Below are 18638 nucleotides of genomic sequence, written 5' to 3' on the forward strand. Positions count from 1 at the left end.
AAAGTCTTAAATTTAAATTAAGAGAAAGCCAAAGCTTGCGCCCATCCGGGTCAAGTTGTAGGCGGCCAAGGTGAAGAGCGGTTGTATCAAACGCCGGACGGAAGTTTATCCCGTCCGTCACGTTCGGAGATGTCCCCAAAGGCAGGCTTGCCAGTGTGCCCCGAATGTTTCAAACCGGCGGCACCGCGCATGGGATCAATGCAATATATTTGAGATGGAACTTTTTAACATTAAAAATAATAACTTATTAGATAGTGTCGTCATAAGATAGCTGTCCACAGGGCGATGCACCGGATCTGCACAGCGGCCAGGAACGATGCGGTGTTCTTGGCATAGCGTGTGGCAATACCTCGCCAGCGCTTGAGGTGCAAGAACGCGTTTTCTACTAAATGCCGCAGTTTGTACAGGTCGCGATCGTAGTCGCGGGGTTGTTTTCGATTGCGGCGTGGCGGAATGACCACCGTCATCTGATTTGCTTCGGCTTGGGCTACGATAGCATCGCTATCGTAGCCTTTGTCCGCCAATAAGTACTGAGCATCCACGCCTTCGATCAAGGCTGAAGCCTGCGAACAATCTGCTGTGGTACCTGCTGTAATAAGGATTCTGACCGGCATACCATGCGCATCCACGGCCAGATGTATCTTACTGTTGAGCCCCCTTTTGTGACCGCCATGCCCTGATTGCCGCCTTGCGCGCCGGTCGCATGCGGATGGACTTTGATGTGGCTGGCATCAATCATCAACCATTCATAGTCGGGTTCGGTGACCAACTGTTCCAACAGGGCTTCCCAGACGCCGTGATCTCGCCAACGGCAAAACCGGCGATGGGTGTTCTTCCAATCGCCATAGTCAGGTGGCAGGTCGCGCCATGGCGCACCGGTACGCAAAATCCAGAAGACCGCATTGATAAACAAGCGGTTGTCTCGCGCTTTTCCGCCCCAGGCCCCGGCACGGCCGGGCAGATGGGGTTCCAGTAAGCTCCAAACCGTATCGGAAATGTCATGGCGGCGGTGGGCAGGTTGGGACATGGCTCTTTAATCTCATCAGCAACGACAATCTCCGTATTATACCTGACAAAGACTTATCTTGTGACGACACTATCTAACCACTCTCGCTTCTGCTGCAACGGATCAATGCGGATTGTGGGAGAGATAAAATCAACAGCCTGCCTAAAAGCGACTAATTTTTTTGTTAGATCGGATTTATTTTAATAAATGCTTAAGCTGGTCTGGGTACAATGCGCAAGCTTTCCTTTCAGCCATGTTCATCATGTTAGAGCTTATCATGAACTGTTTTGTCCTATCGCATATAAGCTTCTTCTTGAGCCGCCTTCAGGCAACCGAAACCGGAAAGATAAATAATTAGGCACGCCGCATCTTTTTTTGGCCAGAAGATTGGGCTTGCTGATCTTTTTTGGTAAGTATTTGAGGTGGTAGGGTGAAAAGATCTGTAAGCTAAATAAAAATAATTCTCTTTTTAATGTCCTGACTTAATCCATTTTAGTTATTGTAGTCTTAAAGTATTAGCGGTGGTTGTGATGGTTTGAATACTTAAAAGTTTGAGTGTATCCGCGCATTTGTTCTTTTTGGATCAAACTTAGAAGCTGTTTGGAAATTCCCGCTTCAAACCAGGCGATTCAACATCAGACGGGTCATGGCGATATAAATCCAGGTTTCGTCCGTGCGAGTGAGACGCTCATGACTTTTGCTGAGGCGGCGCGAGTGGTTCAACCAGCCGAAGGTACGCTCGACTACCGACCGGCGCGCGCCGTCCCGGTCTTGTACACTGGCGGCGGTCACGACGACGGCCATGAGCCAACCCAGGATATCCACCAGAAGATGGCGTTTGCGGCCCTTAACCCCTTTCCCGGCATCGAAGCCACGTATCCCAGGAACGGCAGTGCATTCTTCCACGATACCCATGAATTCGTGGCTCATCACCATCGGGCGCACTTGCGGGATTCCGCCGGAATACATATGCAGATCGGAGCCGCAGATGGCCGTGGCGGTAACTTTTAGAATCATATCCCTGTCGTCGCGAATCGCTGGATCGGGAACGGTATCGTACGAAATATTTTTCGGGCCGTGTATTTGGGCTGCTTTCATAATGACTACCTCCGACGGGAGAATACTTCGGGCGGGATTCCTGAACGGGCTCCGGGAAATCCCACGCGGCCTTATTTGTAAAGATTAACTATCCGTCTTGCGGGAGTCGGTGCGCTCCCGCATATTGTCCTCGAACTGCCGGGGCAAGGTCTGACGGGCGCGTTTCCCCCTCATCAACAGCAAGCCTCTTCAGGCTGCGTTTGACCTTAGCCATTTCAAGAAGTGTTTCCATCGTTCCGCCGCACTCAGGTCGAGGTTGTCGACTCTGCCCCGCCACAGGTAAAGCGGATTGATCAGCCTGAGATAAATCCAAATGACCGGCATCAGAAGCAGCGCCGGGACCACATTCAAGACGATGCGTTTGATCGCATCGATGGACAGCCGCAACGGCTTCACGAAGGCGAACATCCGCTCCCATTTCATTAAGTGTTGATATGCCGCCACGACCGCCACCAGAACCGCGATCACGCCGAGCGGAATTTCGAATTCGAACGCCTGCTTCAGGAGAGGCCAGAGCAATACCAGCAGAAGCAGCATCAGCGCGGTGATCAGGGCCGAGAGCGCAGGAATCAGCATCATCGCTTTCCCGAAGCGCAGCCCGGATACCTTCAACTGTTTGAGAAGATCGGGGCTCGGCGCGTCGATCTTCGGCGCGATGGCCAGAAAGCTCCACGAGGCAAGGGGTTGGGCTTGTGCCGTCCCGAACCCGTTATTGTCCCTGAAGGCATCGAGTTCCGGGGCGCTCATCCGGTAACCGTCCAGCATCAGCGAATAGGCTTCGACTTCGCTGAACGCATCCAGGTCGGTGCGTACGGTGGCCAGGAGCTCCTGTATTTCGGGAGCGATCCCGAATTCCCCGGTTTCAGGCGGAAAGGAGGGAGCGCCGCCTTCGGCGGGCTTGCCGTCCTGATCGATCCAGGGAATCTTGCGAATCCCCAGATCTTTGCGCAAATGCATGAAAGCGGTTTTGTCGCGTCCGAAAGTATCGAACAGGTTATCGAGGGTTTCGCTCCGGAGCCGGTCGGGCGTCACGCAGTTCGAGGCGCGCAGCAGCACCGGAAGCGTATCCGTATCCGGTTCGTCTTCGACGGCCAATTGCAGGGAAGCGTCGCTGACGATGAAGTGGGTGCAGCCGGTCCACAACAACGCCTCGATGCCCTGGTTGTCGTATACCCCGCCGTCGACCAGCTGGATGCGGATGTTATCGTCTTCGTCCCGGTAAAGCCCGCTGACCGCGAGCGGCGGAAACAGGCCCGGAACGCAGGCGGACGCTCCTACGGCATGGCCGAGTTCGAAATTCTGCTGGTGGGGAGCGATGTCCGCGTAAGACGGCGCTCTACGGTAGATGTCGGCGGGGGTAACCGTTTCCGGCAGTTCGACGTCTATATCTCCCAGCGGTTCGCCCATGGTTTGGGCGGTGAATTGCCAATCCTGCCCGTTGTTCAACACTGTCGCGTTGAGGTTCAGGATCGGCACTTTGGCTTTTCGGCGGGCATTTCCGGTCCTGGGATGAAAATCATCCGGCTCGCCCGGAGGATGAATCTTCAGTTCCCGCATCCGCACCGGGTCGGAAACGTCGTTCAGTACGTTCCGGTAGAGATAGGCGTTATAGAGTTCGGAGATGCGGTCGCTGCGGGAATAATTGGCCGCGGCCATCTTGAGGTTGGAGCGGAAATCGGCGAAGGTGCGCAAGCGGATGTTTCGGTCCGTCGCCTTTTTGAAATCGGTTTCAATCCGTTTGACGAGGTCGACATAGTTCTGGTCCTTCACTTCGTCATCCGGTTTGGACTCCAGCAGTTTTTTGGCATGGAGGTAGTACAGCGCGGCAATGATCGACCCGCCGGAAACGGCGGAGATCACTTCCACATCGCGCAACAGGCCCTGCTCGGCCATTTGCGCCAGTACGCCGATGTGGAAGTACGAGGCCCGAAAACCGCCGCCGGAAAGAGCCAACCCGAGTTTTTGTTGTAGTTTGTTTGTTGCCATGAGATTCCGCCCTCCTATCGATTGAAGAAATTGGCTAGCGCCGATTGTTATTCTCTTTGTTTTTGGCTTTCGGATCAATCCATTTAGGATTTGGCTCCGAATAATTTCCCGAAATCGGTAGGCTAAAGATAAGCTGAAATAAACGTTCGCTTTCCCCTCTTTCAAAGGGGGAGATTGTTTTTGACGAAATCCTTAAACACCGGCTGAGGCCCTATCCACAATGGACAACGACCAACCGATCGATCGGGCCCGGCGCCTGCATGCCTTGCTGCATGTCGAACAACATGTGCGGTCCTTTAAAAACAAGGGTCGTAGGATGCGGTGACGATAGGAACCGCATCAATCGCGAACGATGCGGTTCGTTCCTCACCACATCCTACGGCCCTACCGGCGCCGCTTGAACCGCGTTACCGTTACCGGTTGACCGATTGCGACCGGGAGCGGTTTAAGCGCTGCTGCCGGGAGCTCTGGAAGAAATTACGCGGAACGCCGGATTTCGCCGTCGCGGCGAAAGCCGGCGGAATGTTACGGGTTCGAATCCTGATCGTGGCCGTGAAGGCGATGGATCGCGGCCATGCTGAGCGCGATGAACAAACCGAAGGCGATCACGACGGTCTGGATTGAAAAACCGGCCTTGATCATCAGGGAATAAGCGCCGAGCATCAGCAGAATGCTCAGGTTCTCGTTGAAGTTCTGCACCGCGACCGAATGGCCCGACCCCATCAGCAAATGCCCGCGGTGCTGGAGCAGGGCGTTCATCGGAATCAGGAAACTGCCGGCCAGGATGCCGATCGCAAGCAGCAGCAGCGTGGCCAGGCGCCAGTCGCTCACCCACGCCATCGCCAGCACGACCAGCCCCATCGCGATGCCGAGCGGCAGGACCTTGACCGCATGCATCACCGGCACCGATTTGGCGGCAATCACCGAGCCGGCCGCCAGGCCGAGCGCGACGACTGCGGTCAACTGCGTCGCCTGTTCCCGGTCGAAATTCAAGGCGGCGGCCGACCAGGCCAGAATGATGAAGCGCAGGCTGGTGCCGGCGCCCCAGAACAGCGAGGTGACCGCCAGCGAAACCTGGCCCAGCGGATCTTGCCAGAGCATCCGGAAACTCTGCCGGAACTCCCTGACCAGCGAGACCGGATCGCGATGCGTCAACGCGTGCTCGATCGCCAGTTTCGGGATGAAGCAATTCAGTATGGCCGCGACCAGGTAAATGCCCAGGACCGCCAGAATCGCGAATTCGGGCGCGGTATCGATGCCGCCGTTGAAAGCCAGCCCGTTCAACCGCTGCACGATCAGGTCTTCGGTGCGCGGCCCGATCAGCAAACCGCCGAAAATGGCGCCCAGAATGATCGCGGCGACGGTCAGCCCTTCCATCCAGCCGTTCGCCCAGACCAGCCTTTCGGCCGGCAGATATTCGGTCAGAATCCCGTATTTCGCCGGCGAATACAGCGCCGCGCCGAGGCCGACAAAGCCGTAGGCGATCAAAGGATGCAGGCCGAACAGCATCGCCAGGCAGCCGGCCGTCTTGATGCTGTTGCTGATGAACATCACCTGGCCTTTCGGCAGCGCATCCGCGTAGGCGCCCACAAACGGGGCCAGCAGAATGAACGCGAACACGAAGAACTGCTGCAGCACCGGGATTTGCCAGGCGGGCGCCTGCATCGATTCGAGCAGCGCGATCGCCGCGAACAGCAGCGCGTTGTCGCCGAGCGAGGAAAAGAACTGCGCGGCCAGGATCGTGTGGAAACCGCGGGCTGTCGAAGATGCGGCGCGCAGGGGCGCATCGGCGGGAACCGGATCGGCGGCGGCAAAAGGGTTCGAGGGTTTATGCATCGCGTTGATCCTTTTCAATCATGAACGTGGGCTTCGAGAGCGATTTGCGCCGCAAGCGCCGGCTCATCCTGTTTGAGCCAATGCATCAGTTCCAGGCTGCCGTCGAAATGCTCGACGATCGCGGTGCAGCTTTCGACGAAATCCCCGGTATTCACGTATAGGAAGCCTTCCATTTCCTTGATTTCGGCATGGTGGATGTGGCCGCAGATCACGCCGTCCAGCCCTTTGTCGCGCAACGTGCTGACGATGCTTTTTTCGTAATCGGAAATGAACTGCACGATGTTTTTGACTTTGAACTTCACGTAGGCGGCCAGCGAGAAATGCGACTGGATGCCGAGCCAGCGCCTGACCGGACGCAAGATGCGGTTGATCCATAACAGAAAGTCGTAGCCGGCGCTGCCGAGTCTGGCGATCCACTGGTGATATTGAGCGATCGTGTCGTATTCGTCGCCGTGCACCACCAGAAACTGCTTGCCCAGGACGGTGGTATGCACGTCCGTATTTTTGACCACGATATCCCCGAACACGTAATTGTGGTAGTCGCGCACATTTTCGTCATGGTTACCGGGCACGTAAATAATCTGGGTGCCGTGGCGGGCCTTGCGGAGCAGTTTCTGTATCACCGTATTGTGCTCGCGTGGCCAGTACATTTTTTTCGACAGCGACCAGAAATCGATGATGTCGCCGACCAGGTAAAGTTTTTCGCTCTCGGTCTGTTTCAAAAAATCGAGCAGCACGTCCGCCTGGCATTGCGCGGAACCGAGGTGAAGGTCTGAAATCCAGATGGTGCGGTAGGTAGGGTTATCCATAATCTCACCGGAGGTTATTACAAGTCTTTGGGACGCTGCCGCGAGCGCCGGAGGCCGGCAGCCTTTTGTATTGCGGGAGAAGCGCTGTTCTCGGAGGAAAGCGCGGCGGCGATGCTAACAACGGCGCATGAAAATTGCGTGACATCGGCGTCCGCCGTTTGCGTTCGGCTTGAATGCCGAGGGGAATGCCGGTGCGCGATGGGATTTGCACGCTAAGGTTCCGCGTCGATCCTGAAGCCTTCCACGAGCGCCTGTTGTGTATTCGGCAGGCTGGAGGCCGCATAAAGGTAATTTTGATGAATGACCGGCGCGGAGAGCGGTCGCCCCGTTCCCCGGAGCGAAACCTCGGCCAGCCGCTTGCCGTCCCGGATGCGTATTCCGTAAAGCGTGCCGTGCTGGCCGATATCGATGATCCACACGATTTCCTCCCCGCTTTGCGGAAGCTTCGAAATCACCGGCAATGAGGGGTGGGCTCGGAAGCGCTGCTTCGCTTCGGGGCTTTCGGGCGCGGGAAATTGCCAGAAACGCGCGAACTTCGGCGTGCCGTTTTCGCTCACGATCTTCAGCGCGACCAAGCCGGCCGGATGCGTTTTATCCGGCACGAAGGTCGGAACGACCACCACCGGGACATCCGCCGCATAGCTGACGACCGGCTGCGTCACGATCATGCCCATCCAGGGAATCTTGCAGGGGTCGGCGGCGGTGCCGCAGACGTCGGCGATCTGCAGCCGGTCGTACTGCGTGCCGAGATGCTCCGCATCCAATAGGGAAACCCCGCCGTCCTTGCCAGGCTGCACCAGCACCGAGCGTCCGTCCTGCAAAGCGACTTTGACCGGCGCGTTCGCGCCGAGGTCGTAATCCATCCAGGCCAGGCAGTCCGCGTAGCTTTTGCCGTCGCAGTCGCCGCTTGCGGGCTGCAATGGCGGATTGTGCGCGGCCAGTCGGGGAATGAACAGATTTTTGCAGGATGCCATGCAGGCATTGTCCGGGTTTTGGGGATCGAAATCCGTGCATAATTGGACATCGCAGCCGGGATCGAAGGCGAGTCCGGGTTTCAGGCGTATCAGCGTATTGGCGTAATCGCGCCGGGACAGATCCACCTGACCGTTGCCGGTCGGCACGAACAGTTCGTAGTTGTCTCCGGACGGGTAGAGCTGGGGGCCGGGCGGGGTCCAGATGCCGCCGCCGCAGATCATTTCCCGGGTGCCGGATTCCACCGTGACCGGGCATTCGGCTTCCGGCGTGGTCAGCAGCGCGGCGGTAATCGCCCGCTCCGGGCCTTGCCGCCGCCAGAGGTCCAGATCGACTTCGAACAGCCAGCCGTGAAAAGGCTGGGTGTCGCCGGCGTTGCCGAAAGACGCGTACGCCACGCCGAGCCCGCCGTCTTTTTTCGGCGCGTGTTTCAAGGCCGCGTGCGAATAGGCGGTCGGCGGGTTGAATCGGACGGTCGAGCGGCCGTCCGCGGCCGGTTTCTCGGCGCCGAACTCCAGGACCGGAAACGCCGCGTCCAGTTGCCGTAGCGCCAGATCGATCACCGCCATGCGGTGACTGACGCGGACGCCCCGGTCCAGGCATTGGTAAACGATCACCAGCTTTTCGCCCACCAGCACCGGCGTCGCAACCAGCTCGACCTGTTGTCCGTCGGGAGCTGGCGCGTCGATTTGCCACGCCGGCGCGCCGGTTTCCGCATCCAGCAGTGAAATCAGGCCATTGGAGGCGGCGGCGACCAGCCGGGGCTTGCCTTCGATCCGGCTCAACAACGGTGACGCGATCAGCGTTTGCCCGAGCGCGGCGGAGGGGAGGGGAGAAGTAGCGAACACAGGGGTCAGGGAAATCTGTCCGGGATCGTGCGCGATGGCGAAGCCCGGCATTCGGTCATTCGACAGGGCGAGGCCGGCCGCCGCCAGGAAGGCCGCCTGTAGATAAACCCGCTTGAATTTCATGCAGCGCTGGTACTCTTCTTGCTATTTTTGTCGGCATTCTAGTCCGCGACTGTTACGAAATGATGAAAGCGGCCGTTCCGTCATCAGCCTGTCATGATTCCGTTCCCATAATAAAGTCCGGTGTTCAATCATGATCTGTTTCAGATGGCGAATGATGTTTTAGGGTCCCGACGCCATTTCCTCAAGACGGCGGGGCTGGCATTGGGGGCCGGTTTTATCCCGACCCTGGCCGGGTACGGCAGTAGCGGCGGGTCGGGGCGGGCAGGGGAGTTGACCGGCCGGCCGCTGACGCTGCAGGGCGTTCAGTTCGGCGACATGCTGGCGGATAGGGCCGTCGTCTGGAGCCGCTCCGACGGCCCCGCCCGAATGGTCGTCGAGTACGGCTTCAAGCCCGATTTCAGCGATGCCGGCACGCTGCCCGGCCCCTTGGCCCTGCCCGGCACCGATTATACGGCCCGCCTCGATCTGAGCGGCTTGCCGTCCGGGCGGGAGGTGTACGTCAGAGTCCTGTTCCGGGACCTCGATAATCCGAAGATTTTCAGCGAGCCCTTGTACGGCCGTTTCCGGACGGCGCCCGAGGATAGGCGGGACGTGCGCTTCCTGTGGTCGGGCGATACCTGCGGGCAGGGCTGGGGCATCAATCCCGATATCGGCGGCATGCGCATCTTCGAAGCGATGCGCCGGACCGCGCCGGATTTTTTCATTCACTGCGGCGACAGCATCTATGCCGACAGCCCGATTCCGGAATCCCAGATCGTGCCGCAGACCGGCGCGGTCTGGAATAACCTCGTGATTCCGGAAGTCGCCAAGGTCGCCGAGACGCTGGACGAGTTTCGCGGCCGCTATAAATACAATCTGCTCGACGACAACCTGCGGCGTTTCAATGCGGAAGTCCCGACCGTCTGGCTTTGGGACGACCATGAGATCACCAATAACTGGTCCCCCTCGAAAGATTTGGGCGCCGATCCGCGCTATGCCGAAAAATCGATCGCAAAGCTGGTCGAGCGCGGCAGGCGGGCCGCGTTCGAATATGCGCCGATGCGTCTGCCCTCCGCCGATGCCGCCGGGCGGATTTACCGGAAGTTGTCTTACGGGCCGCTGCTCGACGTGTTCGCGCTGGACATGCGTTCGTACCGCGGCGGCAACAACTGCAACGACCAGGCCCGGCCGGGGCCGGAGACATGCTACCTGGGACGGGAGCAGTTGGACTGGCTGAAAGCCGGCTTGAAGCGGTCGGCCGCGGTATGGAAGGTGATTGCGGCGGACATGCCGCTCGGCCTGCAGTCGCTGGACGGCGTCGACGGCCGGAGCCGGCCGCAATTCGAAAGTGTGGCGAACGGCGACGGCCCGGTGCGGGGGCGCGAATTCGAACTGGCCGAGTTGCTGGCGTTCCTGAAGCGGGAAGGCATCGCCAACACGGTCTGGCTGACCGCGGACGTGCATTATGCGGCCGCTCATTTTTACGAGCCGGCGAAGGCCCGGTTCAAGGATTTCGAACCGTTTTGGGAGTTTGTCGCGGGGCCTTTGAACGCGGGCAGCTTCGGCCCGCACGAGCTGGACGATACGTTCGGTCCGCAAGTGATCTTCCAGAAAGCCTCGCCGGTATCGAATCTGTCGCCGTTGTTGGGCTTGCAATCGTTCGGCCAGGTCGACGTTGACGGCCGGAGCGGGGTAATGACGGTTGTGCTGAAAGACGGCGAAGGGAACGCGCTGTATACCGGGGAACTTGTGCCTGCTTGGCGAAAACGCGGGCCGAAATGAATACGCGGCCTATCCATTCTCTATCCATTATGGCACTTTTATATCTCTATACAGCGTCTTGCCGGTATCTGTAGAATCTTCTTTTAGAAGAACCTCACGGACATAACAAAAACATCGGAGCGGGGGGCCATCTGCCTTTAACGATAAATAAACTAGAGTGAGCGTTATGAAAATGAAATTATTCGCCATTATTCAGCCGACCAACAAAGGTCTCGCCAAAAGTTTCACCGCTTATTGCCCGGATATTCCGGGCTGCATTGCCCACGGGCCGACCGAGGAAAAAGCCTTGTTGGCCCTACAGACCACCCTTTCGCACCAGATACAAAACCTGGAAGAACTCGGGCTCGAACCGCCGATGCACCAGTGCAAGGTAAAAGTTCTGGAGGTCGAAACCGTCGATGTGCCGCAAAACGATTACGGTTTTGCCAACTTAAGCCGCCTGCACTAACTGAATCCTGCGGGAAACAGCATCAGCCTTTAGTTGGGATGTGACAGAAAATCACTTCCCCCAAAAGGCTACCCGATCGTTCCCTCGCGCTACGCGCCTCATCGGACACCTCGGCTGGCGGCAATGGGGCAGAGACGTTTTTTTTAAACTCAGTTGTAGGGTACGCTGTGCGTACCTTCCCTCCTCAATGGTATAGCACACCAATGGTACGCACAGCGTACCCTACAACGCATGCCGGGCGGGGATATTCATTCCGTCCGTAACGTTTGAAGCGGGACGGACAGGGAGGATGATTTTGTGCTTGCGGAGAATTTTCAAACAGGGGGACGGGGAGATAAACCCATAGGCGCTAACTTAAAAATTGACCAATTCCAATAAAAATAATTAATTTCCAATATGTTATGGTTTTTGGAACGGCAAATCAAAGTAAAACTTTAAGGAGAGATTCCTTTTACTTTCAATATTTTATATTTTAGGTTAGCGCCTATGGGTTATAACCCCCCCCCCGTTCCGCTCAGTGTAACAATTTTCAGGGGCCGATATTTTGCCTTCATTGGAAATTTATGTGAAGTTTCTCCCGTCGAGGCCCGGCGTTCTCGCTACCGCGTAGCCACTCTATATAGGGAAGGGCCGATTCGGCATCCGCCTGGGCTTACCGGCGCGCGCCGGATCTTGCGCCGCCTCCGAAAGACCCGCTTCCGCGGGTGCCGAAGCGGGCGCCGCCTTGAAATCCTTCGAAGGCTCCGCGGCGGGGAGCCGCCGGCGACATGCTTCTTTCTGCGGTACGAGGCGGCAGGAAGATGCGCTCCCGGCGATGGAGGGGAGCGGCGCGGATGTTTTGGGGCACTTGAATTCCTTGGCCGAAAGACCGCCGTTCGCGTCCGTTTCCGCCGGCAAGCCGTCTCGCTTCTTGCTGCGGGTTCGTCCGGCGATTGGCAATATCGCGGGAACGATACGATGGAGTGACAGCGGAACCGCCGTTCCGCCGCGCCGCTCGAAGGGCGGAATTCCAGCGGATGATTTGAGGGCGCTGGCTTCGGCTTCCCGAAAAACCTTCCCTGGAAGCGGAGCGGTTCCAGCCGCGGCGGCTCCCGACGCGCGACACGATGGCCCGAGCGCCGGCTCTGGCAGACGGCGTGTAAAACCCGTATCTGGGCTGGCGAAAGCCTCCTGGAGGCGTTTTGAGCGATCTCTCGGCCCCTGGATAACGGTATCTGTTGCCGCCGGTATGGCGGCTGACGAAATAACGATGGCGGTCGAGAAATACAGCGCGGTGAAAATCGTTCAACACGAAGAAGCCGGGAAAATAGAATCCCGTGGACCAGAAGGGGTAAGGCGTCCAGGTGTAAAGATAATCGTAAGGCGCCGGCGGCGAATAATAGGTGACCACGGGCGGGCCGTACACGTCGAAATAATCCTCGACGGCGCCGGAATTCGGATTTGGCGCGTATTCCGGCAGGGGCGCTTCGCCCGTCAGTCCTCCGTCCAGGTCGGAAACTCCGGGGGGCGCCGGCGGATTCAGGGTTTTGACGCTGTTCCGATAGGCTTCCGGTATGGCATTGTAGTCATCGGTGTAATGAATTTCTCCCTGCACGTCGGTATAGCGATACAAGGGCTTGTTTTCCGGCTTGCGGACCGGGCCGGCAGGCGTTTTCAGATCCGGCGTCACGTCGAGCCCGAGTGCTTTTTCCACTTCGGCGAGCAGCGCCAGGGCTTGGTGCTTGCCGAAACCGAGTTTTCCCTGCCCGGCGGCGTCGGCAAGGCTTTTCTCGATATCCCCCAGTACCGCCGGCGTTACGGGATAATCGGTAATCCAGCCGTTTGCGGGCCCGATGCCGAAGCCGTCGAGCAGCGATTCCGCTTGGGCTTCGTCCGGCGCCCGGCCAAGCTTTAACGCTTCGGCGAGCCGCACGGCGAATACGCCTTCGGGCACCAAAGCCTGTTCCATAGGGGGCAACCCGGTCGTGGCAGCGGCAGGGGGTGAAGCGACGGCGGGCCGCGGAGGATTTACGGTCTCTTCTCCGTAAGCGGCCGCCGCAAGCAGGCATCCGGCGGCGGCAAGAAACACCGCATGGCGGATGTGCCGTGTGAAGACTGGAGCGGACATGATTGACGCCTCGATGTCGGAAAATCTTTAGGCCGCCGGCCGGCCGATAAAATTCCCTGGGTTCTATCGGCGTTCATCAAGGCCGTTCGGTTGCGAAAGTTTGCCAGTTCGCCGGATGGCATGCCGAACAGGCAGGCGGTTTTCGCTTTTTGATGGCGACGTCGATACTGCCGACCCAGGCGTCGTCCCTCCGGCGGAAGGCTTTGAGATTCCTGCTCGAATCGACTACCGCGGAGAGATTAAAAATCGTTCTACAGGGGCGTATTAGCCGAAACTCGTCAGCTCGAACGCGGCATGCAAAAGAGAATCTTCCGCGGCTCGTGCTACCGGTCGTCCTTTGCTGCGGGATTGCATTCGGCATGCCCGCAGTTGCAAGTATCGGCGCCGACCATATTTTCGCAATAATCGCTGCAATATTTCTGGCCGGCCGAAACCGGACAATGGCAGCCGGCGTGCGCGCATTCGGAGGATGGGGTCGAGGCGGGCCGGGTGTTTTCCCTTGAGATCATTCCTTGTCTCCTGTGATTGTTGACTCTCCCTTTTTTCATTTTATCCGTCGGTCGTCAGCGGTTATGTTCGCTAGCGAGCTTAAGCGGAAATTTTTGCGGAAAAAACGACTTTTTATAAAAAATCAAAGGCTTTTCCGCTTCGAAGCGATACGCCGAAGTATTTGCCCGGTCCGCCGGCCCGGCCGGCGGCTACGGGCTTGGCGCAGCGTCGAACTCCGATCCTGCCTGCGCTGCCGGTGTATCGGAAGGCGGGTAGGAGAGCGTTCGACGCTCCTTTGGGCCGCGGTTTATTCGGATTTTGCCTGACCTTTTTTATTCTTCCAGTGTCCGCGGTGCTGTTTTTTGAGCGCGTCGAGTTTGGTCAATTGTTCCGGAGTCAATACGGCGCCGAGTTTGCTGTGGGTTTCTTCGTGCAGCGCCTTGAATTTGTCCTGTTGTTCCTTAAAGATCGCTTCCACTTTGCCTTTTTGTTCTTCCGTCAGTTGCAGCTCCTGGGTCAGGCGTTCGATCCGAGGCTGCTGATGATCTTCCGAACCGGGGCCCTGGGCGCCGGGAAACGCGGCAGCGGTCAACGGGAAGATCGTTACGAATGCGAGTGTCAGTAAGGTTTTGTTCATGGTCTTGCCTCATTCAGATTAATTTGGGGATTCGAACGGGAGGTTTCGCCGTTCTTGGGGAATAAGATAATCGGCGACCATGCAAACAATTTGCAGCAATTGTGGAAACAATGTGGAAGTTTCAGCGCGGTATTTCGAGCGGAAACAGGAAGGACGCGAAACGGCGCCGCCCCTGGAGATGCGGTAGAGCATTTTCGCTTTGGGTATATGGCCTTCGTAAGGAAAGCACGTCATTCAGGGATTGCCGGACGACTGCCCCCGTAGGGTACGCTGTGCGTACCCTCCATGTCGAAAGGTACGCACAGCGTACCCTACGGGGCTGGGCTTAACGGCTGGGCGCCTTTCAGAAGGTGAGGACCTCTCTGCACTCGATATGAAAATGCGCTAATCCGGGTTTTCGTAACGGTAGCCGGCGCCGTAAACCGAGTGGATCACTTCCTTTTCGGGCAGCAGTTCGGCCAGTTTTTTGCGCAGCTTCTTGATGTGGCTGTCGATCGTCCGGTCGGAGACGATGCGCTGGTCGGGATAGATCAGATCCATCAACTGCTGCCTGGAGAAAATGCGTCCCGGCTGCCGGTGCAAGGCCTGCAGCAGTTCGAATTCGACCGCGGTCAATTCGGCTTCCCGGCTGCCGGCGCGCACCCGGAATTGGCCGGGATCGAGAGCCAGCGAATGCCCGTTCGGTGTTGGGGCGGGCGGTTGCAGGCGGCGCAAGACCGCCTTTACGCGCGCGACCATCTCGCGCGGGCTGAAAGGCTTGCAGATATAGTCGTCGGCGCCGAGCTCCAGCCCCAGCAGGCGGTCGATTTCTTCGATGCGTGCGGTGACCATGATGATCGGCACCGTGCTGAAGCTCCTGATCTCGCGGCACAGTTCCAGGCCGTCCCGGCCGGGCAGCATCAGATCCAGCAGCACCAGGTCGGCGCCATGCTGCCTGAGCCAGGGCACGACGGCGAGGCCGTCGGCCAGAATCGTGCCGGCAAAGCCCGCCGCCTGCAGATAATCGGCCTCCAATTGCGCGAGCCGGGGTTCGTCTTCGACGATCAGTATCCGTTTCATCCGTTCACCGGCAGTTCGATCCGAACCCGAAGCCCGCCCGCCGCGGAAGCGCTTGCGCTGATCTTGCCCCGGTGCGCCTTCACGATATTGCTGCAGATCGCCAGCCCGAGGCCGGCGCCGCCGTGATGGCGGCTGCGCGAGCTTTCGACCCGGTAAAAGCGGTCGAACAGGTGCGGCAGCGCCGCTTCCGGCACGCCCGGCGCGCTGTCGGCAAATTCGACCGCGAGCGCGCCGGCTTTCCGCGCGGCGGTCACGTTCAGTCGTCCCCCGGCGTCGGTATAATTCAGGCTGTTGGTCAACAGGTTGCGGAAAAGCTGCGACAGGCGGTCCGGGTCGGCATGAAGGGTAAATGGGGATTCGCGCCGGTCGATGAGTTTTACCGCGATCCCTTTGGCGGCAAATTCCGGGGCTAGGGCGTCCGTGTCCGCCCGCAGGATCGCAACCGGGTCGACCGCGGATTTGCGGTAGCTCAAGGCGCCCTGGTCGGACAGCGAGAGTTGATACAGATCGTCGGTCAGGCGGTTCAGGCGCATCAGATCGCCGTACAAGGCATCGACCGCCTCGCGCGTCAAAGGACGAATGCCGTCCTGCAAGGCTTCCAGTTCGCCGCGCAGCAGCGCGATCGGTGTCCGCAGTTCGTGCGAAATGTCCGCGATCCAGCGCCGCCGCGCCCGTTCGGCCTGTCCCAGCGCGGCCGCCATCTCGTTGAAATCGCGCGCCAATTGCCCCAGTTCGTCGGCCGATTCGACCGGCAGGCGGATGTCGTAATTGCCGGCCGCCAGCGTTCTGGCCGCGCCGGCGATGCGTTTTAACGGCCGGCCGAGCGCGTACGCCAGCACCGAGGCGAGCACCGCGGACAGCAGCACCATTCCCAGCGCGATCCATACGAAAGACCGGCCTTGCCGTTCGATGAACTGCAGCTCGATCGGCTGATTGAGCGGTTTGCCGGGCAACACGCCCAGGTAGCCGACGACCTGCTGTCGGTACAGAATAGGGTGCAAGGCCAATTGCTCCAACCGGTCGCGGCGGCCGAAAATAACCGTTTTGTCCGCGCGCAGCAGCATCACCCGCAATTCCAGCGGCAGAAACCGGCGTTCGGATTTCGGGCCGGGCAAATCGGGCGGCCAAACGTCCGGCGGTTCTCTCATGGCTTGCCTCAGCCAGTCCAGCGGAAAATGACGCCGATGTTCGTGGCTTGTCCCCAGCAAGTCCAGCCATTGGCGTTTGTTGCCGGCCAGGCGCTCCCAACCGGGATCGGCCGTGTAATGATTTTCGAGATTTTCGAGCAGCGTGGACAGGTGCTCCTGCTGCCTTTTTTCGAGAAACTCGGCGAAGCCGCGGTCCAGCGACCAGCGCATGAAGGCGTACATGCCGGCGACTACCAGCAGCGTCGTCAGCAGCAGGGTCAAAAACAGCTTGAAACGGATCGATTTGGGCATCGGTCGGCAAAACGGAAATATTCGGCAGGCCAGATTTTACCGGGATTGCGCCGATTCCGTGGAAATACTTCCTTCGGATCATCCGTTAACCGGGACGATAACGAATCTTTTTCCGCGGCGGCGGTCGAAATCTCCGTAGCTTTATCTCACTGGGGCGACAAAGCGCAGGGGAAAATATTTTTCGGGATCGCTCCGGCCGGTTTGCGCCGGAGCATGGCGGGTGAGGGAACGGTTATGCGGTATTTTATGGAAGTGTTGACTCTCGTCATCGGCGTTACCTTGGCCGGTCCTGTTCCCGAAGCCGCCGCCGCTTTCGATACTGCCAAACACAAGAGACCTTACGCAAGAATGACGGTTGCCGGCCCGGACGACGTCTGGGCGCGTATCCGTTCCGGAATGGGCATTCTTCGCCCGGCCGCTGCCGATCAGGCGGCGGTCCGCTCCGGTTCTTCGGCGGTTGTCCTCAAAAAGCGTAAGCATCGGGGTGGAGGCCGCTATTTGCGATCCTCTTTCGAAGCTTTGCCGCAAACGGAGCTTGTTTCCGATGATTCGGAATCAAGCCGGCCGAAATTTGCTCCGCCCCGCTACACGGCGCTGGGCATGAAACTGCTGGGCGCGAAAGGCTCGCAGGACAACGAGGCGGATTGCGTGCCGTTCGCGGCGAAGAGGCGGCACGGCAATGTGCTTGTTGCGGATAGCGAGACGGCTTTGCGGGCATGGAAGGAGCAAACCCGAATCGGGGAGCCGCATCTCGATTTTCGCCGGCAACCCGCCCTTGGCTCAACCGACAGGTTAACCGGCCGGTTAAATGGCTTTAAAGCTTCAGCGCGTTTGTCCTGGCGCCTGAGCACAGAAGAGGGGACTGTAAAAACGGCCTCGCGTTGCGCAAAATCCCGATCATTCGCGCCCGGACCGGGCAGCCGGCAGCCGGAGCGCAATGCAAACCGGCTCGAAAAACAGGCTCTTCCGGCAGGGCATCCAGGCGAACAGGCCGCGATCGACCCGCGTATCGATAAATTCATCGACGTTTACACCCGAAATCCCGATTTCCTCTATCGCGTAGGCGAACGCGCGCGCCCCTACCTGTACCATATCGTCGAAGAACTCAGCCGTTACCGGTTGCCGCTGGAGCTGGCGCTGCTCCCGATCGTCGAAAGCGCTTACCGGCCGACCGCCGAATCTCCGAAAAACGCTAAAGGGCTCTGGCAATTCATTCCCGGCACCGGCATCGACTACGATTTGACGCAAAGCCGCGATTATGACGAACGGCTCGATATTCAAAAATCCACCCAGGCGGCGATACGTTTCCTGAGCGGTTTATATCGCCATTTCAACGGCGACTGGCTGCTGGCGCTGGCGGCTTATAATGCGGGGCAGGCCGCGGTAGACAATGCGGTCGGCCGTAACCGGGCGGCGGGCTTGCCGGCCGATTTCTGGTCGCTGAACTTGCCCCGTGAAACGAAGGAGTACGTTCCCCGGCTGCTGGCTTTATCGGCGATCTTCGCCCGCCCGGCCCACTTTGATGTTCGGTTGCCGTCCGTCAAGAACGAGCCGTATTTCGTCAAAGTCAAAATCGACGATGCGTTTGAAGTGAATTATCTGGCCGAAAAGAAAATCGCCGCGATCGCGGGTCTGGCCGATATGCCGCCTGATCGATTCCGCAGGCTTAACCCCGGTTATCTCGGGACCGTTTTGCCGCGCCGGCATGCTTACGTTTTTCTGCTGCCTTCGGATAACGCGGTCCGGCTTCGCCGGCGCCTGGCAGGTTTGTCCCGCAACGCCGTGTTTGCGGCGGAAAAACCGGCGGCAAATACCGGTTCATACGCTCCGGCTTCGCTTTTGGCCGGGGATTCGGCGGTCGGCAGTTCTTCCGGGCATCCGAAGTTCGCTGTGCCTTTCTTATTGCTTGACGAGGACGGCGAACAACGCCTGCCGGCGGAAGCTGGCGGCTTTTGAGTCGGCGGTTTCGGCTTGCGCCTGCGTTTTCGTTTTCATTCTGGCCGTTGCCGGCAGGTACCCT

The 18638-nt window shown here is 58.8% G+C and carries 14 protein-coding genes; 3 read left to right on the forward strand and 11 right to left on the reverse strand.

The window, feature by feature from the left end:
* Positions 1-260 precede the first annotated feature (260 nt).
* The 6 genes from CC94_RS25525 to CC94_RS0113620 form a co-directional block, all read right to left on the reverse strand.
* Positions 261-1027, reverse strand: a protein-coding gene (locus CC94_RS25525) for an IS5 family transposase (RefSeq protein WP_157203341.1) whose coding sequence is annotated in 2 segments (ribosomal slippage) — positions 261-652 and positions 652-1027 — 768 coding nt in all. Because the reading frame shifts where the segments join, the coding sequence is not laid out codon by codon here.
* A 594-nt stretch (positions 1028-1621) separates the two neighbouring features.
* Positions 1622-2104 carry a transposase gene (locus tag CC94_RS24775; protein ID WP_031431272.1) on the reverse strand — a complete coding sequence of 161 codons (483 nt, stop codon included), beginning with the start codon at positions 2102-2104 and terminating at the stop codon, positions 1622-1624.
* 189 nt (positions 2105-2293) lie between these two features.
* Positions 2294-4090, reverse strand: a complete 1797-nt coding sequence (locus CC94_RS0113600) for a patatin-like phospholipase family protein (protein ID WP_051911500.1) — start codon at positions 4088-4090, stop codon at positions 2294-2296.
* A gap of 525 nt (positions 4091-4615) precedes the next feature.
* The gene (lplT, locus tag CC94_RS0113610) at positions 4616-5926 is read right to left on the reverse strand and encodes a lysophospholipid transporter LplT (protein ID WP_005370634.1); all 1311 of its coding nucleotides are present in this window, start codon (positions 5924-5926) and stop codon (positions 4616-4618) included.
* Positions 5927-5940: 14 nt separating this feature from the next.
* A complete protein-coding gene (locus CC94_RS0113615; RefSeq protein WP_031431276.1) occupies positions 5941-6735 on the reverse strand; it encodes a UDP-2,3-diacylglucosamine diphosphatase in 795 nt (264 codons plus the stop codon).
* 212 nt (positions 6736-6947) lie between these two features.
* Positions 6948-8678 (reverse strand): hypothetical protein, encoded by a 1731-nt coding sequence (locus tag CC94_RS0113620; protein WP_031431278.1) that lies wholly within the window; start codon positions 8676-8678, stop codon positions 6948-6950.
* Positions 8679-8822: 144 nt separating this feature from the next.
* Here CC94_RS0113620 and CC94_RS0113625 point away from each other — a divergent pair, with 144 nt between their 5' ends.
* Both CC94_RS0113625 and CC94_RS0113630 read left to right on the forward strand, forming a co-directional pair.
* Positions 8823-10439, forward strand: coding sequence for an alkaline phosphatase D family protein (locus CC94_RS0113625; RefSeq protein ID WP_005370653.1), 1617 nt, complete (start codon positions 8823-8825; stop codon positions 10437-10439).
* Positions 10440-10605: 166 nt separating this feature from the next.
* Positions 10606-10887 (forward strand): type II toxin-antitoxin system HicB family antitoxin, encoded by a 282-nt coding sequence (locus CC94_RS0113630; protein WP_005370659.1) that lies wholly within the window; start codon positions 10606-10608, stop codon positions 10885-10887.
* 652 nt (positions 10888-11539) lie between these two features.
* Here CC94_RS0113630 and CC94_RS0113635 read toward each other — a convergent pair.
* The 5 genes from CC94_RS0113635 to CC94_RS0113655 form a co-directional block, all read right to left on the reverse strand.
* The gene (locus CC94_RS0113635; RefSeq protein WP_005370661.1) at positions 11540-12994 is read right to left on the reverse strand and encodes a hypothetical protein; all 1455 of its coding nucleotides are present in this window, start codon (positions 12992-12994) and stop codon (positions 11540-11542) included.
* A 323-nt stretch (positions 12995-13317) separates the two neighbouring features.
* Complete coding sequence (locus tag CC94_RS0113640; protein WP_005370663.1) at positions 13318-13503, reverse strand: hypothetical protein; 186 nt, start codon at positions 13501-13503, stop codon at positions 13318-13320.
* Positions 13504-13790: 287 nt separating this feature from the next.
* A complete protein-coding gene (locus tag CC94_RS0113645) occupies positions 13791-14120 on the reverse strand; it encodes a Spy/CpxP family protein refolding chaperone (protein ID WP_005370665.1) in 330 nt (109 codons plus the stop codon).
* A 384-nt stretch (positions 14121-14504) separates the two neighbouring features.
* A complete protein-coding gene (locus CC94_RS0113650) occupies positions 14505-15179 on the reverse strand; it encodes a response regulator (RefSeq protein WP_005370667.1) in 675 nt (224 codons plus the stop codon).
* On the reverse strand, positions 15176-16618 hold the full coding sequence (locus CC94_RS0113655) for an ATP-binding protein (protein WP_005370669.1): 1443 nt from the start codon (positions 16616-16618) through the stop codon (positions 15176-15178). The genes CC94_RS0113650 and CC94_RS0113655 overlap by 4 nt, the downstream gene beginning before the upstream one ends.
* A 234-nt stretch (positions 16619-16852) precedes the next feature.
* On the opposite strand from CC94_RS0113655, the gene CC94_RS22410 reads away from it, so the two are divergent.
* A complete protein-coding gene (locus CC94_RS22410; protein ID WP_005370671.1) occupies positions 16853-18574 on the forward strand; it encodes a transglycosylase SLT domain-containing protein in 1722 nt (573 codons plus the stop codon).
* Positions 18575-18638 lie beyond the last annotated feature (64 nt).

This window comes from Methylomicrobium agile (assembly GCF_000733855.1).
Taxonomy (GTDB): domain Bacteria; phylum Pseudomonadota; class Gammaproteobacteria; order Methylococcales; family Methylomonadaceae; genus Methylomicrobium; species Methylomicrobium agile.

Excerpts from the sequence above, each read along its gene's own strand:
- CC94_RS0113650 (WP_005370667.1), bottom strand. The coding sequence starts at position 15,179 with ATGAAACGGATACTGATCGTCGAAGACGAACCCCGGCTCGCGCAATTG.
- CC94_RS0113640 (WP_005370663.1), bottom strand. The coding sequence starts at position 13,503 with ATGATCTCAAGGGAAAACACCCGGCCCGCCTCGACCCCATCCTCCGAA.
- lplT (WP_005370634.1), bottom strand. The coding sequence starts at position 5,926 with ATGCATAAACCCTCGAACCCTTTTGCCGCCGCCGATCCGGTTCCCGCC.
- CC94_RS0113645 (WP_005370665.1), bottom strand. The coding sequence starts at position 14,120 with ATGAACAAAACCTTACTGACACTCGCATTCGTAACGATCTTCCCGTTG.
- CC94_RS0113625 (WP_005370653.1), top strand. The coding sequence starts at position 8,823 with ATGGCGAATGATGTTTTAGGGTCCCGACGCCATTTCCTCAAGACGGCG.
- CC94_RS0113630 (WP_005370659.1), top strand. The coding sequence starts at position 10,606 with ATGAAAATGAAATTATTCGCCATTATTCAGCCGACCAACAAAGGTCTC.
- CC94_RS0113635 (WP_005370661.1), bottom strand. The coding sequence starts at position 12,994 with ATGTCCGCTCCAGTCTTCACACGGCACATCCGCCATGCGGTGTTTCTT.
- CC94_RS0113655 (WP_005370669.1), bottom strand. The coding sequence starts at position 16,618 with ATGCCCAAATCGATCCGTTTCAAGCTGTTTTTGACCCTGCTGCTGACG.
- CC94_RS0113600 (WP_051911500.1), bottom strand. The coding sequence starts at position 4,090 with ATGGCAACAAACAAACTACAACAAAAACTCGGGTTGGCTCTTTCCGGC.
- CC94_RS0113615 (WP_031431276.1), bottom strand. The coding sequence starts at position 6,735 with ATGGATAACCCTACCTACCGCACCATCTGGATTTCAGACCTTCACCTC.
- CC94_RS24775 (WP_031431272.1), bottom strand. The coding sequence starts at position 2,104 with ATGAAAGCAGCCCAAATACACGGCCCGAAAAATATTTCGTACGATACC.
- CC94_RS22410 (WP_005370671.1), top strand. The coding sequence starts at position 16,853 with ATGCGGTATTTTATGGAAGTGTTGACTCTCGTCATCGGCGTTACCTTG.
- CC94_RS0113620 (WP_031431278.1), bottom strand. The coding sequence starts at position 8,678 with ATGAAATTCAAGCGGGTTTATCTACAGGCGGCCTTCCTGGCGGCGGCC.